At 74.4% G+C, this 14,964-nt stretch carries 12 protein-coding genes; 2 read left to right on the top strand and 10 right to left on the bottom strand.

The genetic code is table 11. From position 1 onward, the window contains the following. Positions 1-2: 2 nt before the first annotated feature. The 7 genes from CPE01_RS09850 to CPE01_RS09820 all read right to left on the bottom strand — a co-directional run bounded on the left by CPE01_RS09850 (position 3) and on the right by CPE01_RS09820 (position 9,516). Positions 3-2,051: an acyltransferase family protein gene (locus tag CPE01_RS09850; RefSeq protein WP_246783850.1), complete on the bottom strand. Its 2,049-nt coding sequence runs from the start codon at positions 2,049-2,051 to the stop codon at positions 3-5. Between the two features lie 134 nt (positions 2,052-2,185). Further along, on the bottom strand, positions 2,186-4,780 hold the full coding sequence (gene pcrA / locus CPE01_RS09845; RefSeq protein WP_146806470.1) for a DNA helicase PcrA: 2,595 nt from the start codon (positions 4,778-4,780) through the stop codon (positions 2,186-2,188). Positions 4,781-4,861: 81 nt separating this feature from the next. Beyond that, a complete protein-coding gene (locus CPE01_RS09840) occupies positions 4,862-5,344 on the bottom strand; it encodes a DUF456 domain-containing protein (RefSeq protein WP_146806469.1) in 483 nt (160 codons plus the stop codon). Between the two features lie 22 nt (positions 5,345-5,366). Next, on the bottom strand, positions 5,367-6,944 hold the full coding sequence (locus CPE01_RS09835; protein ID WP_146806468.1) for a methyl-accepting chemotaxis protein: 1,578 nt from the start codon (positions 6,942-6,944) through the stop codon (positions 5,367-5,369). Between the two features lie 88 nt (positions 6,945-7,032). Next, positions 7,033-7,377, bottom strand: a complete 345-nt coding sequence (locus CPE01_RS09830; protein WP_146806467.1) for a hypothetical protein — start codon at positions 7,375-7,377, stop codon at positions 7,033-7,035. 82 nt (positions 7,378-7,459) lie between these two features. Next, complete coding sequence (locus CPE01_RS09825; RefSeq protein WP_146806466.1) at positions 7,460-8,131, bottom strand: LuxR C-terminal-related transcriptional regulator; 672 nt, start codon at positions 8,129-8,131, stop codon at positions 7,460-7,462. Then, entirely contained in the window at positions 8,128-9,516 is a 1,389-nt protein-coding gene (locus tag CPE01_RS09820; protein ID WP_146806465.1) for an ATP-binding protein, read from the bottom strand. The genes CPE01_RS09825 and CPE01_RS09820 overlap by 4 nt, the downstream gene beginning before the upstream one ends. Here CPE01_RS09820 and CPE01_RS09815 point away from each other — a divergent pair. Together CPE01_RS09815 and CPE01_RS09810 are read left to right on the top strand one after the other, a co-directional pair. After that, positions 9,515-11,479: a PspC domain-containing protein gene (locus CPE01_RS09815; RefSeq protein ID WP_307723691.1), complete on the top strand. Its 1,965-nt coding sequence runs from the start codon at positions 9,515-9,517 to the stop codon at positions 11,477-11,479. The two genes, CPE01_RS09820 and CPE01_RS09815, sit on opposite strands and share 2 nt — an antisense overlap. After that, the gene (locus CPE01_RS09810; protein WP_146806463.1) at positions 11,476-11,871 is read left to right on the top strand and encodes a hypothetical protein; all 396 of its coding nucleotides are present in this window, start codon (positions 11,476-11,478) and stop codon (positions 11,869-11,871) included. Before CPE01_RS09815 ends, CPE01_RS09810 begins: the two co-directional genes overlap by 4 nt. Before the next feature lie 104 nt (positions 11,872-11,975). Here CPE01_RS09810 and CPE01_RS17015 read toward each other — a convergent pair whose 3' ends face one another. From CPE01_RS17015 to guaA, 3 genes are all read right to left on the bottom strand, one after another. Next, positions 11,976-12,692: a hypothetical protein gene (locus CPE01_RS17015; RefSeq protein WP_371861993.1), complete on the bottom strand. Its 717-nt coding sequence runs from the start codon at positions 12,690-12,692 to the stop codon at positions 11,976-11,978. A 215-nt stretch (positions 12,693-12,907) separates the two neighbouring features. Continuing rightward, the gene (locus tag CPE01_RS09800) at positions 12,908-13,342 is read right to left on the bottom strand and encodes a DUF3817 domain-containing protein (protein WP_146806462.1); all 435 of its coding nucleotides are present in this window, start codon (positions 13,340-13,342) and stop codon (positions 12,908-12,910) included. Between the two features lie 35 nt (positions 13,343-13,377). Then, positions 13,378-14,964: a glutamine-hydrolyzing GMP synthase gene (gene guaA / locus CPE01_RS09795; protein ID WP_146806461.1), complete on the bottom strand. Its 1,587-nt coding sequence runs from the start codon at positions 14,962-14,964 to the stop codon at positions 13,378-13,380.

The raw sequence follows: 14,964 nt of genomic DNA, 5'->3' as shown, positions 1-14,964 counted from the left end.
CCTCACGACGCGAGCTTCGTCAGCTCCTCGCGCAGCAGGTCGGCGTACGCGACGACGCCCTTCATGTTGGGGTGGGTCTTGTCGGCGTGCAGCAGCCCGGAGTGCTTGCTGATGTACCGGTGCCAGTCGACGACATGCACGTTGGGCCGGCCCTTGACGGCGTCGACCATCGCGGCGTTCGCGTCCTCGACCCAGTAGCTGATGCCGACGATCGTGTAGATCACGACCTGGCGGTCGGGCCCGATGATGTCGAGCGTCTCCTCGAAGGCCTCCATCGAGCCGTCGAACTTGAACCCGCCGTTCGTCCCGAAGTCGAGCAGGACCACGGGACGCAGCTGGCCGGCCTTCTCGGCGGCGCGCACCAGCTCGGGCACGTCCAGCCACTTGCGGATGGGCTTGGCGTCGATCGCGATCTTCGGGAACGCGTCGTACAGCGTGGGAGCGGCGGCCGACAGGACGGAGTCACCGAAGCCGATCACGTCGGCGCCGTCGATCACGGCCGCGCCGCCCTGCGCCGGTGCTGACGGCGTGCTCGGCGGTGCCTGCGTGGGCGCCTTCGTCGGGGCGTCCGTCGGGGCCGTGGTCGGGGCCTGCGTGGCCGCGCCGGTCGGCGTGCCCTTCGGCGCGTCCTCGCCCGCGCGCGCCTCGCGGTCGGCGATCTCCTTGAGGGCCGCCTCGATCGCGCGCTGCGTCGAGGAGACCGCCGGCGCAGTGGCGACCGAGACGACCGCGCCGAGCGCGAGCACGGCGACCGCGACCGCGGCGACCCGCGCGCTCGGGCGCGGGCCGCGCAGCGCGGCGAGGGCCCGACGCGCCACGGCACGGAAGCCCTCGCGACGCACGGGCGTCTCGACGAACCGGTGGCTCGCGGCGGCGAGCAGGAAGGTGATGGGCAGGGCGACCAGCGGCGTGCGCCACCACAGCGTCGATCCGGGCGCGTCGCCGAACGTCGCCCCGACGACGAGGATCACGGGCCAGTGCCACAGGTACAGGCCGTACGAGCGCTCGCCCACCCACTCGGCGGGCCGCAGCTCGAGCGCCCGGATGAGCCCGGCGGGCCGTTCCTGCGCGCACGCGACCACGAGTACGAGCGCCGCCAGCGAGCCCAGCGCGATGCCGCCGCGGTACGTCGCCGTGCTGTCCGCGGCCATCGTGGCGCCGAGGCCGACGAGGACGACGAGCGCGACGTACGGCACGGCACGCGCCCAGGCGGTGTCGGGCAGGAGGCGCGCGCGCCCGCTCGCGGCGATCGCCACGGCCGCTCCCGCGAGCAGGCCGAACATGTGGGTGCCGGTGCCGTAGTAGACGTTCGTCGGGTCGGCGCCGGGCGAGTAGAGGAGCGCCATGGCGACGGCACTGGCGAGACCACCGGCAGCGACGAGGACGGCGATCACCCGCGCGCCCGACCGCATCCGGAGCGCACCCGCGGCGAGCACGAGCCCGATGAGCACGAGCGGCCACAGCAGGTAGAACTGCTCCTCGATCGCGAGCGACCAGAACGGCTGGAACAGCTCGGGCGCGGTCTGGTCGAAGTAGCTGGTCCCCGCGCTGATCTCGAGCCAGTTGGTGGAGAACGTGAGTGCGCCGAGCCACTGCCGGCGCACGCCGACGAGCAGGTCGGTCTCGACCAGGCGGGCGGCGACCGTGCCGACGAGCAGCACGCACACGAGTGCGGGCAGCAGTCGCCGCGCGCGCCGCTTCCAGAAGCCGCCGAGGCTCACCCCGCCCTCGCGTGTCATCTCCCGCAGCAGGAGCGTGGTGATGAGGAACCCGGAGACGACGAAGAACACGTCGACACCGAGGAACCCGCCCGGCACCGCGCCCGGCCACAGGTGGTAGGCGATCACGGCGAGCACCGCGATCGCGCGCAGCCCGTCGAGCCCGCGGATGCGGCCCTCGTGCCGGACCGGACGCTCGCGCGGGGCGCGTTCGCCCTGCTCAGAGCCGGGATGGACGATCGCCTCGAAGTCCGTGGGCACAGTGCCCCCGGCGAGCCGGGAGTCCGTGGCGACGCCCGCGCCGGAGGCGGCACGCGAGGACGTGGTCGTCACCGGTGCACCTCGTTCCGCTGGCTCATGGGACCACGCTAAGGGCCCCCCGGAGGGGCCCCGGCAGGACACACCGGTTCGTACGAACCGGGCACACGTTCGCGGGGGCGCCGTGCCCCGTTCGTGTGAGGCCGCGGCTACAGCTTCGTGACGGGCGAGAACCGCAGGAGGAGCCGCTTGGTGCCCTCGGTCCCGAAGTCCACCTTCACGACGGCGTTGTGGCCGGTGCCCTCGAGAGCGACCACCGAGCCCAGCCCGTACGCGTCGTGCGTGACCCGGTCGCCGATCTCGAGCTGCGGGATCGCCGCAGCGGGACGAGGCGTGGCCGAGCCGAACGTCGCGCCGGTCGAGGGCAGCGCCGGCCGCTGCTCGCGCGCCTCACGCCCACCGCTGCCGTACCCGCCGGAGCCCGCACGACTCGTGCCGTAGCCGCCCGACGACCCCCGGCCGCCCGACCCGAAGCCCGAGCCCCACCCGCCGCGCAGCTGCGAGGTCGAGGACTCGCGTCGGCGCCAGTCGATGAGCTCGTCGGGCAGGTCGCCGAGGAAGCGGCTCGGCGGGAACTCGTTCGGCACGCCCCACGCTGTACGGATCGCGGCGCGCGAGATGTACAGCCGCTCGCGGGCACGCGTCAGGCCCACGTACGCGAGGCGCCGCTCCTCGGCGAGCTGGTCGGGGTCGGACAGCGACCGCATGTGCGGGAACGTCCCGTCCTCCATGCCGGTCAGGAACACCACCGGGAACTCGAGCCCCTTCGCGGTGTGCAGCGTCATGAGCGTGACGACACCCGGGTCCGGCTTGTCGTCGGCGTCGCCGTCCCCACCGTCGGGCGTCGGGATCTGGTCGGAGTCCGCGACGAGCGAGACGCGCTCGAGGAAGTCCGCGAGGTCGCCGTCGGGGTCGCTCTGCTCGAACTCGGTCGCCACGGCGTGCAGCTCGGCGAGGTTCTCGACGCGCGAGCCGTCCTGCGGATCCTCGCTCGCGCGCAGCTCGGCGAGGTAGCCGCTGCGGTCGAGCACCGCGCCGAGCACCTCGGCCGGGCCCGCGGTCGCGGCCAGCGCACGCAGCCCGGACATGAGCTCGACGAACGCAGTCAGCCCCGTGACGGCCCGCGTGCCGAGGCCGGGGACCTCGTCGAGGCGCTCGAGCGCGGCCCCGAACGAGATGCGCTCGCGCTCGGCGAACGACGCGACCATCGCCTCCGAGCGCTCCCCCAGCCCGCGCTTGGGGACGTTGAGGATGCGCCGCAGGTTGACGTCGTCGTCGGGGTTCGCGACCGCGCGCAGGTACGCGATGGCGTCCTTGATCTCGCGCCGCTCGTAGAACCGCGTGCCGCCGACGAGCTTGTACGGCAGCCCGACGCGCACGAGCGCGTCCTCGATCACCCGCGACTGCGCGTTCGCCCGGTAGAAGATCGCGACGTCCCCGGGCCGCACGCCCGCGGAGTCACCCAGCCGGTCGATCTCCTCGACGACGAACCGAGCCTCCTCACGCTCGTCGTCCGCGACGTACGCGACGATCTGCGCGCCCGCACCCGAGTCGGTCCACAGCCGCTTGGGCTTGCGGCCCGGGTTCTTGCTGATGACCGCGTTCGCGGCGGACAGGATCGTCTGCGTCGAGCGGTAGTTCTGCTCGAGCAGGATCGTGCGCGCGTCGGGGTAGTCCGCCTCGAACTCGAGGATGTTGCGGATGTTCGCACCGCGGAACGCGTAGATCGACTGGTCGGCGTCGCCCACGACCGTGAGCTCACCGCGCGGCACGTCGCCGTCGCCGGTCCCGACGAGCTCGCGCACCAGCACGTACTGCGCGTGGTTGGTGTCCTGGTACTCGTCGACGAGCACGTGCCGGAACCGCCGCCGGTAGTGCTCGGCGACCGCCGGGAACGCCTGCAGCAGGTGCACCGTCGTCATGATGAGGTCGTCGAAGTCGAGCGCGTGCGCCTGACGCAGCCGAGCCTGGTAGCGCGTGTAGACCTGCGCGAGCGCCGCGTCGAAGTCGTTGCCGCTGCCCGACGTCGCTGCGAACGACTCGGGGTCGACGAGCTCGTCCTTGAGCGCGGAGATCTTCGAGGCCAGCGCCTTGGCCGGGTACTTCTTCGGGTCCAGGTCGAGCTCGCGCGCGACGAGCGTGAGCAGGCGCTGGGAGTCGGCCGAGTCGTAGATCGAGAAGCTCGAGCGCATCCCGAGCGTGGCCGCCTCGCGGCGCAGGATGCGCACGCAGGCGGAGTGGAACGTCGAGACCCACATGCGACCCGCGGCGGCCGGCCCGATGAGCCCGCCGACCCGCTCGCGCATCTCGGCGGTGGCCTTGTTCGTGAACGTGATCGCCAGGACCTCGCCCGCGCGCGCCCGCCGCGTCGCGAGCAGGTACGCGATGCGGTGCGTGAGCACGCGCGTCTTGCCCGAACCGGCGCCCGCGACGATCAGCAGCGGGCCGCCGTGGTGCAGCACGGCCTCACGCTGCTGCGGGTTGAGCCCCTCGAGCAGCGCGTCCGCACGGGCGGCGCGCTCGGACTCGTCCTGCTCGCGGCGGGCACGACGAGCGTCGTCGTCCGGCTCGTCGGTGACGTCTGCGCGCGGGGCGACGACGAGCGGGAGCCCCGAGGACTCGCCCGTGTGCGAGCGCGCGGCGGCCGTGCCGCGGCCCGTACCGAGCGCCGCGCCGTAGGCAGCACCGAGGGAGGCACCCGAGGCGCCGACAGCAGGAGGCAGGTGATCGAAGAGCGACGTCATGGCCCGCCCAGCCTAGGTCCCCCCGCCCACACGGACGGACGACGCACGCGCGGCGTCACGCGCGCCCAGGGGCGCGGGACGTCACGTGAGGGCGAGCCCGACGAGCCACGCGAGCGTGACGACCATCGCGCCCGCGAGCTCGACGAGGATCGACAGGCCCGTGGCCTGCATCGCGGCGACCGTCGCCGCGCGCGCGGCGCGCGGGTCGCGCACGCGCACCCACTCCGCGAGGTACGTCGCGCCGACGAACCCGATCGGCAGCCCGATGACGGGGATCACGAAGAACAGCACGGCACCGGCGAGCCCGCCCCACACGAGCGTGCTGTTCGGCACCCCCGCGCGCTTGAGGTGCCGACCGGCGAGCAGGTACTTGCCGACGGCCGCGGCGAGCGTCGCGACCACCGCGACCGCGACCACGGTCCAGCCGACCGTCCCGCCGGTGACGACGCCCCACACCGCCACGGCGCCCGCGACGAGCACCGCGCCCGGCAGCACCTGCACGACGACACCGAACAGCCCGACGAGCACGACGAGCCCGACGACGACCTCCGCGACCCCGCTCACGCCGCGACCCTAGCGTGACGGGTCAGACGGCGAGCGCCCCCACGGTCTCGCGCAGCCGGTGCGACGTCGACCCGAGCTCGTGCGCCGCGGACCGGATGGTCTCGATCTCGCCGCTCGTGCGCGCGGTCGCGGCGCCGACGTCCTCGAGCACCGACGCCACGCGACGTCCGCCCTCGGCGACCTCGGTGACCGCGGCGGCCATCGCGTTCGTCGTCGCCGTCTGCTCCTCGACGGCGCCCGCGATGGTCGTCTGGTAGTCGTTGATCTTGGCGATGACCTCGGTGATCTGGCCGATCTCGGCGGCCGCGCGGGCGACGGCCTCCTGGATGGACTCGACGCGCTGGGCGATGTCGCCCGTCGCCCGGGCCGTCTCCGACGCGAGCTCCTTGACCTCGCCGGCGACGACCGCGAAGCCCTTGCCCGCCTCACCGGCGCGCGCGGCCTCGATCGTGGCGTTGAGCGCGAGCAGGTTCGTCTGCTCCGCGATCGAGGTGATGACCTTGACGACCGAGCCGATCTCGGCGGACGACTCGCCCAGCGTCGCGACCGTCTCGTTGGTGCGTCCGGCGGCCTCGACGGCGTGCGCGGCGATCCGCGCGACCTCGGCCGCGTTCGCGGCGATCTCACCGATCGACGCGCCCATCTGGTGCGTCCCGGCGGCCACGGTGTCGATGCCCTCGCTCACGCTGCGTGCCGAGACGCCCGCCTCGCTCGTGCGCGCGGCGGCGTCGGCCGCGGCGTCGCCCAGCTCGTCGCCCGAGGAGACCAGGCGCTCGGCCGCGGCGAGCAGCTCGTGCGACGCGGAGTCGACGTCGGACGCGACCGACGCCGAGCGGTCGAGCGTGGTGTTGAGCGCGATCGCGAGGCGGTCGAGCTCGGTGCGCCCGGACCCGACCGGCAGGCGAGCGCCTGCGTCGCCGTCGGTCAGCGCCCGCGTCGCCTCGTTCACGGGACGCACGACCGACCGTGACACGGCGAACCCGACGACCGCGACGGCGACCAGCACGGCGGCCCCGGCGCCGAACAGGCCACGCGCGTCGGCCAGCGCGGTCGCGCGCACGTCGTCGACGTAGACCCCCGAGCCGAGCACCCAGCCCCACGGCTCGTAGCCCGTGACGTAGGAGACCTTCGGCTGCGGGTCCTCCGCGCCCGGCTTGGGCCACTGGTAGGCGACGAACCCGGCGCCCTCGGACCGGACCACGTCCACGAACTCGACGAAGATCTGCGTCCCGTCGGGGTCCACCTGACCGGACAGGTCGGTGCCGTCCAGCTCGGGCTTCACGGGGTGCATGACCATCGTCGGGGTCATGTCGTTGATCCAGAAGTACTCGTCGCCCGAGTAGCGCATGCCGGAGATCACGTCGATCGCGCTCTGCTGCGCGGCGGTCTCGCTGAGGTCGCCCGAGCTCGCGAGCGCGCCGTACCGCTCGACGACCCCCAGCGCCGCCTCGACCACCTGCTGCACCGCCGCCCGGCGTTCGGCCATGAGCCGGTGCTCCGCGCGCACGACCGCGGTCACGGTCAGTGCCGCCAGACCGACGGCCGTGAGGACGACGAGGGCAGCGAGCTTCTGGACGATCGACATCGAAGAGATGCGCATGGCTGGCTCCGGGCGCCGGGGGACGTGTCCCACGCCCTATCGGTCGGGCTCAGCCGGTGATGAGTCCCCTATCGGGGGACACCGCAGGTCACCGCCAGAGCACGGCGACGGCCACGTTGACGACCGTCAGCCCGGCGATCGCGCCGAGGTAGCCGGTCGTCACCTTCTCGGGCCGGCGCTGGCCGACGACGACGAGCGCGGTCACCGCGAGCGCGATGAGCAGCTTGACGGCGATCTTGATCTGGTTGGGCTCGTACAGGTCGCCCATCTCGATGACGCCGACCATGAGGATGCCGGTCACGAGGGCGGTGAGCGCCCCGTGCAGCACGCCCTGGGCGATCTTGGGCGTGCGCATGTTCACCAGGGTGCCGCCGAGCACGACGGCCCACCCGAGCAGGTGCAGGACGACCAGCAGGTTCTTCAGCAGCTCCATGCCGCACAGGGTACGGGAGGTCACCCGGTCCCGATGCCCCGACGGCCGAGGTCAGGGCGCCAGGGTCGAGCACCCCCGTCGGTCAGAGCAGCCGCCGCGCCGCGGCCCACCGCGTCAGCTCGTGCCGGCTCGACAGCTGCAGCTTGCGCAGCACCGCGGACACGTGGGTCTCGACCGTCTTGATCGAGATGAACAGCTCGGCGGCGACCTCGCGGTAGGTGTACCCGCGCGCGATCAGCCGCATCACCTCGCGCTCGCGCGCGCTGAGCCGGTCGAGCTCGTCGTCGCCCGTCGCGACGTCGCCGGCAGCGGCGCCGAACGCGTCGAGCACGAAGCCCGCGAGTCGCGGCGAGAACACCGCGTCGCCGTCGGCGACCCGCCGGACCGCGTCGCTCAGGGCCGGGCCGTCGATTGCCTTGGTCACGTACCCGCGCGCTCCGGCACGGATCACCGCGACCACGTCCTCGGCCGCGTCGGACACGGACAGCGCCAGGAACCGCGTGCCCGTCAGGTCGGCGCACGCGCGGATGACCTCGGCACCGCCACCGCCGTCGCCGCCCGGCAGGTGCACGTCGAGCAGGACCACCGGGGGCGCCAGCGTGCGCACGACGCGTACCGCCTCGTCGACGCTCGCGGCCTCGCCGACGACGTGCACGCGGTCGTCGAGCGACGCGCGTACCCCGGTCCGGAACAGGTGGTGGTCGTCCACCAGCACCACGTCGACGGCCGGCACGGCCGGCACCTGCTGCGTCATCGCTCCTCCTCCACCGTCCCGGGCGCCGGTTGGGGCGCGACCGACGGGTCCTGCTCGGGGGCCACCTGCTCGACCGCGACCTGCGGGATCGCGACGAACGGCATCGACAGGTGCACCTCGGTGCCCTGGCCCGGTCGGCTCGTCACCTTCGCCGTCCCGCCGCGCCGCCGCACGCGCCCCATGATCGACTCCCGCACGCCGAACCGGTCCGGCCCGATCGCGTCCACGTCGAACCCGTCGCCGCGGTCCTTGACGAACACCTCGACCTCGTCGGAACCCACCTCGAGGTACAGCGAGACCGGCGGGCGGCCGTGCACGACCGCGTTGACCAACGCCTCGCGGGTCGCCTGCAGCAGCGCCGCGGTCGCCTCGTCGGGCACGCGGTCGCCGACGACGACCGCCTCGACGGCCACCGGCTCGCCGCCCGGCCCGGAGCGCGAGTCCTCGACCTCGGCGACCACGTCCCGCAGCTGGGCGGCCAGCGACGTGCCCGGGGCCGGGCGGTCGTCGTACAGCCACTCGCGCAGCTCGCGCTCCTGGGCGCGGGCCATCCGCGCGACCTCGGCGGGGTCGTCCGCACGTGCGCGGATGAGCGCGAGCGTCTGCAGTACCGAGTCGTGCAGGTGCGCCGCGATGTCCGCCCGCTCCGACTCGCGCGCGCGGGCCGCCCGCTCGTCCGCGAGCGCGCGCCACAGACGCAGCCACCACGGCGCGACGACGACCGCGACGCCCGCGAGCACCGCGATCGAGGCGACGACGGACTGCGCGAACGTCGCAGCGTCCACCCCTGGACCGGTCGCCTGCCCGACGAGCAGGAGCACGCCGACGCCGGCGAGCACCACACCGCCGAGCAGCCGCACGACCGACGACGGCGTGCGTCCGCCGGCCCGGCTGCGCAGCCGGCCGCGCGCGACCTCGTCGAGCTGGCTCCACGCGAGCGCCGCACCGGCCAGCACGACGAGCACGGGGAGCACCCACCCCGCGTCGAGCTGGTCCTCGCGCAGCGCGACGAGCAGGCCGGCGACCGCGACGAGCAGCACGCCGACCGCGATGTCCGTGACGGGCCACCGGCGCGACGGGCGCTCGGCGTCGGTGGGCCGGCTCGCGATCCGCGACAGCGCGCTCGGCCGTGCGGCCGCGGCCGCACCCCACGGGTCACCCACCGGGACGGTCAGCCACCAGAACGCGTACAGCACGACGCCGACGCCACCCAGCGCGGTCAGCACGACGAAGGCGACCCGCACCGCGGGCAGCGGAAGCCCGAGGTGCGCCGCGACACCGGAGGCGACGCCCGCGAACCAGCGCCCGCGCTCGGGCCGGCGCAACGCCCCGCGAGGCGCGCGCACGGGACCGGCACCCGGGTGCAGGTTCGGCTGGGCGGTCATGTCCACACCCGCATCGTCACACGTCATCGCGCCGTGCGGGCACGGCGAACGGGCCGTCCGGCGGACTTCCAGGGTGAGGACCAGGGGTCCGTGGAGCCAGGTTCAGGGTCGAGTCAGGGGGGCACCCGATGTCGCCGCGGGGGCGCGGCACGCCACGATCGTCGGTATGAACGACACGACCCCACCCACGACTCCTGGTCCGGGGCAGCCGCAGGACCCGACGCCGGACGCCACGAGCGCCCCGGCGTCGTCGTCCGACGAGCGCCCCGCGTCCGGCCCGGCGGGCGCCGAGACCCCGACGCCCGGTGCGGCGACCGCCGACCCGGCTGCCCCCGGCACCGCCGGTTCGGGCCCCGCGGCTCCAGGCCCTGCGGGCTCCGGTCCTACGGGCTCCGGTCCTACCGGCTCGGGCCCTGCGGGCTCCGGTCCCTCGGGCTCTGGTCCCGCTGGTGCTGGTCCCGCTGGGCCTGGTCCCGCTGGGCCTGGTCCGGCCGGGTTCGGTCCGGCGCCGACGCCGAGCGGAGCGGGCTTCTTCGGCTCGATCCGCCGGTTCGGCGTCGTGCGGTCGGACGACCGATGGGTCGGCGGCGTGTGCGCGGGCGTGGCCGAGCGTCTCGGCATCGACCCCCTGATCGTGCGCGGCCTCCTCGTCGTCGCGACGCTGCTGTCCGGGGTCGGCGCCGTGGCCTACGCGCTCGGCTGGGCGCTGCTGCCCGAACGGCGGGACGGCCGCATCCACGCCGAGGAGCTGTTCGCCGGGCGCTTCGACATCGCGATCCTCGGCGTCGCCGCGCTGCTCGTCACCGGCCTCGGCCGCGGCGACGGCTGGTGGGGCGTGGCCGGCCCCGGCTGGGCGCACGGCGTGTCCGGCGTGCTGTCCGGTCTGCTGTGGCTCGCGTTCATCGTGGCGGTCGTCATCGCCGTGCCCGTCCTGATCTCGCGCCACCGCACGCCGAGCGGCCCGCCGCACCCGGGCGCGCCGCACGGTCCCGCGACGCCCTACGGTCCGGGTGCCGTGCCGCCGTACGGCACGCCCGCCTCGTCGGGCGCGGCGCGCACCACGCCGTACGGGCCCGGCGCCCCCTACGCGTCCGCGACCGCCACCGGACCCGCGTACGCGACGGCCTCGACTGCACCGCCGTCCACGTCCTCCTACGGCGCGCCCGCCCAGCCTCAGGCCTACGCCGGCTCGACCTACGGACACCCGACCTACGGGACTCCCCCGGCCGGTGCCCCGTACGGCCCGGGCCCGACCGCGTACGCGTCGCGTCCCGCGCCGACCGCTCCCCCGCGCCCCCAGCCGCCGCGCAGGCGGGGCCCCGGTGCCACGAGCACCGGCATCGTCGTCGCGCTCTCGCTGCTCACGCTCGCGGGCCTGCTCGCGGCCGAGCGCGCGGGCACGTTCGACGGCCCGGTCCTGCTCACGACGCTCGGCGTGACCGCCGTGCTCGCGGGCGTCGGCATCGTGGTCTCCGGTCTGCGCGGCCGCACGAGCGGTTCGCTCGGGTTCCTCGCGATCGTCGCGCTGCTCGTCTCGCTCCCCGCGGGCGTCACGACCCACCGCGACTGGACGTGGGACGACGGCGGCATCCACCGCGCCGACCAGCCCGTGCTCGTCACGACGCGGGCCGACGCGGCCGAGGGTCTGCACTTCGGTGCGGGCGAGGCCGTGCTCGACCTGTCGGACGTCCCCGTGACCGACGAGCTGCTGCAGATCCCCGTCTCCGTCGGGGCAGGCCGCGTCGAGATCGTCGTCCCCGAGGACGCCGCGGTCGAGGCGACCGTGCGCGTCGGGCTCGGCAAGGTCGTGTGGGACGTCGACGGCGCGTACAAGAGCGCGAGCGGTGTCCGCATGGACGACACGACCTTCCGCGACGACGCGAGCGAGGCGGGCGGCGCTCAGCTGTCGCTCGACGTCTCCGTCGGCGCCGGCGAGGTCACGATCACCCGGGAGAACTCATGAGCACCGAACCGAAGCCCACGACCGGAGCCTCCGGGGACGACGACCGCACGCAGGTCCTCGGCGCCGAGCCGGGAGCACAGCCCGCCGACGGTCCGACCGCGCCCACGCTGACGGACCTGCCGGCGCACGACGCGGCGCCGACCACGCAGTCGTCCTCGGCACCGGCCACGCACGACCCGGCGCCCGTCGCCCCGGTCGAGCGGCCCGAGCGCGGACCGCGCGTCGGGACCGTCGTGTGGGGCCTGGTCCTCGCGGTCCTGGGGGTCGGCGTGCTCGCCTGGGCCGGTGGGCGGCACATCGACGTCGACGTCGCGGCCATCGTGCTGGTCGCCGGTGCGGGCGTCGCGCTGCTCGTCGGCTCGATCGTCTCGGGCGCTCGTCGCCGCCGCTGACCGCACGCGCACGAGGGCCCCTCATCCACCGGCGGGATGAGGGGCCCTCGTGCGTGCTCAGGTCGGCGGCGTCGGCGGCGTCGGCGCAGACCGGAGCCGGGCCGTCAGGCGCGCGGCTCGTCGCGGTCCGGGTCGACCACAGGGTCCGGCGCCACGTGCGACGGCGGGGCGGACGGCGGCGGGGCGGCCGTCGTGCTCGTCGTCGTGGGCGGCACCGCGGTCGTCGCAGGTGCCGTCGTCGGAGGCGGCGTGGTGGCCGGCGGCGCCGCGGGCGCTGCCGTCGTGACCGGAGCTGCCGTCGTGACCGGGGCTGCGGTCACGGGCCGAGCGGGCGCCGCGACGGGGGCCGCGACCGGCGCGGGTCCTGCCGAGTCGGTCCGGACCACGGTGTCGTCGACGTCGACCGGGCTCAGGCGTCGCAACGCGAAGCCGATGAGCAGCAGGACCACCCCGATGCCCACGACCAGCAGGGCCACGCCGAAGGCGACGACCGAGGTGAACAGCGACGCCCTCAGGAACGACGCGGTCATCATCGTCTCGCGCGTCGGGTCCTCACGGTCCAGCTCGGCGTAGGTCTTGCCGCCCGAGGCGTCGAGCGCATGGTGGTTGATGATGTCGGCCTGGACCCACGCCTCCCACGGCGTGTCGACGAGCTGGCCCTGGAAGGCCGAGGCGTCGTCGGAGACGGTGATCTTCTCGGCGGCGAGGTTGCTCGCCACCAGACCCCACGTGACCGCACCGGCCACGATGAACAGGATCCCGAAGACGATGACCCAGAGGCCGAGCCCCCGAGCTCCGCGCTTACCTGCAGTGGTCGCCACGTGCGGTTCCCCTCTCTCGAGCGATCCCCGGTCACCCGACGGGTGCAGGGGCCGTGCGCCGTGCGCATGAACGTTCCTGCAGGTCGACTGTAGCGATCTGGGGACGAACCGCACGCGCACGGGCCTTCCGGGACGTTCCCGGCGCGTCGCGCGGGCGTCGGCGCCGCCCGTGCGTGCTCACGCGAGAGGGGTGGCGGTGCGCGCCGGGGGTCGGGTCAGCCGACGGCCGGCGGCGCGGCCTCGGCGGCTTCCACGCGCGCGAGCGCCTGCGCGTGCACGCGGCGCTCGAGCACGAACGACATCACCGGCACGACGCCCGCGAGCGCCATGGTGACCAGCCGCCCGAACGTCCAGCGCATCGTCGCCCACAGGTCGAACACCGTCACGAGGTAGACCACGTAGATCCACCCGTGCGCGAACGGGATCCACGCGAACGTCGCCGCGACGTCGTCGGCGTGCACGACGTACTTGAGCACCATCTCGACGCAGAGCAGCAGCAGCATCGTCCCGGTGATCCACGCCAGCACGCGGTAACGCGTCACCGCACCCCGCGCCTTGCGGCTCCACGCCGTGGGCGTGGCAGTGCCGGTCGGCGCAGCGGGGCCGGTCGGCGTGGCGGGGCCTGTCGGCGTCTGAGCGTCCGTCGTCACGTCCTGGTCCTTCCCCACGTCCCCCACTCCGGCCGTCACTCCCACTCGATCGTGCCCGGCGGCTTGCTCGTGACGTCGAGGACGACACGGTTGACCTCGGGCACCTCGTTGGTGATGCGCGTCGAGATGGTCGCGAGCACGTCGTACGGCATGCGGGTCCAGTCGGCCGTCATGGCGTCCTCCGACGACACGGGCCGCAGCACGATCGGGTGGCCGTAGGTGCGGCCGTCGCCCTGGACGCCGACCGAGCGCACGTCGGCGAGCAGCACCACGGGGCACTGCCAGATCTCGCGGTCGAGCCCGGCCTTCGTGAGCTCCTCGCGGGCGATCGCGTCCGCGGCCCGCAGCACGTCGAGCCGCTCCGCGGTGACCTCGCCGATGATGCGGATGCCCAGGCCGGGGCCGGGGAACGGCTGGCGCCACACGATCGCCTCGGGCACGCCGAGCTCGAGACCGACCGCGCGGACCTCGTCCTTGAACAGCGTGCGCAGCGGCTCGACGAGCTCGAACTGCAGGTCGTCGGGCAGACCGCCCACGTTGTGGTGCGACTTGATGTTCGCCGCGCCCTCGCCGCCGCCGGACTCCACGACGTCCGGGTACAGCGTGCCCTGGACCAGGAACTTGACCTCGGAGCCCGACTCGCCCGACTCGGCGACGACCTCGCGCGCGGCGTCCTCGAACACGCGGATGAACTCGCGACCGATGATCTTGCGCTTGGTCTCGGGGTCGGTGTGGCCCGCGAGCGCCTGCAGGAACCGCGCACGCGCGTCGACGACCTTGAGCCGCACGCCCGTCGAGGCGACGAAGTCCTTCTCGACCTGCTCGGCCTCGCCCGCGCGCAGCAGCCCGTGGTCGACGAACACGCACGTCAGCTGGTCACCGACGGCGCGCTGCACGAGCGCGGCCGCGACGGACGAGTCGACACCGCCGGACAGCCCGCAGACCACGCGCGCGTCGCCGACCTGCGCGCGGATGCGCTCGACCTGCTCGGCGATGACGTTGCCCGGGTTCCAGTCGGGCGTCAGGCCCGCGCCGGAGTAGAGGAAGTTCTCGAGCGCCTTCTGCCCGAGCGGCGAGTGCTTGACCTCGGGGTGCCACTGCACGCCGAACAGGCGACGCTCGCGGTTCTCGAACGCGGCGACGGGCGAGCCCTCGCTCGTCGCGAGCACGTCGAAGCCCTCGGGCGCGGCGTGCACCGCGTCGCCGTGGCTCATCCACACGGTCTGCTGCTCGGGGCTGCCCGCCAGCACGGTGCCGGACGCGGTCACCTCGACCGCGGTACCGCCGTACTCGCGCACCCCCGTCTGCGCGACCGTCCCGCCGAGCGCCTGCGCCATGGCCTGGAAGCCGTAGCAGATGCCCAGGACCGGCACGCCCGCCTCGAACAGCGCGGGGTCGACGAACGGGGCGCCGTCGGCGTACACGGACGACGGACCGCCCGAGAGGATGATCGCGGCGGGGTCCTTCGCGAGCAGCGCGTCGACGCTCGCGGTGTGCGGGACGATCTCGGAGTACACGTTCGCCTCGCGCACGCGGCGCGCGATGAGCTGGGCGTACTGCGCGCCGAAGTCGACGACGAGGACCGGGCGGTGAGCTGTCGGCTGCTCAGGCGTCTGAGTCAC

It is taken from the genome of Cellulomonas persica (genome assembly GCF_007989825.1).
Classification (GTDB): Bacteria; Actinomycetota; Actinomycetes; order Actinomycetales; family Cellulomonadaceae; genus Cellulomonas; species Cellulomonas persica.
The sequence above is the reverse complement of the archived record's forward strand: the minus strand, read 5'-3'. Positions and strand labels throughout refer to the sequence as shown.

Bases quoted from the DNA above. Each gene is read 5' to 3' on its own strand.
- pcrA (WP_146806470.1), bottom strand. From the start codon at position 4,780: ATGACGTCGCTCTTCGATCACCTGCCTCCTGCTGTCGGCGCCTCGGGT.
- CPE01_RS09835 (WP_146806468.1), bottom strand. From the start codon at position 6,944: ATGCGCATCTCTTCGATGTCGATCGTCCAGAAGCTCGCTGCCCTCGTC.
- CPE01_RS09830 (WP_146806467.1), bottom strand. From the start codon at position 7,377: ATGGAGCTGCTGAAGAACCTGCTGGTCGTCCTGCACCTGCTCGGGTGG.
- CPE01_RS09825 (WP_146806466.1), bottom strand. From the start codon at position 8,131: ATGACGCAGCAGGTGCCGGCCGTGCCGGCCGTCGACGTGGTGCTGGTG.
- CPE01_RS09815 (WP_307723691.1), top strand. From the start codon at position 9,515: ATGTCCACACCCGCATCGTCACACGTCATCGCGCCGTGCGGGCACGGC.
- CPE01_RS09820 (WP_146806465.1), bottom strand. From the start codon at position 9,516: ATGACCGCCCAGCCGAACCTGCACCCGGGTGCCGGTCCCGTGCGCGCG.
- CPE01_RS09810 (WP_146806463.1), top strand. From the start codon at position 11,476: ATGAGCACCGAACCGAAGCCCACGACCGGAGCCTCCGGGGACGACGAC.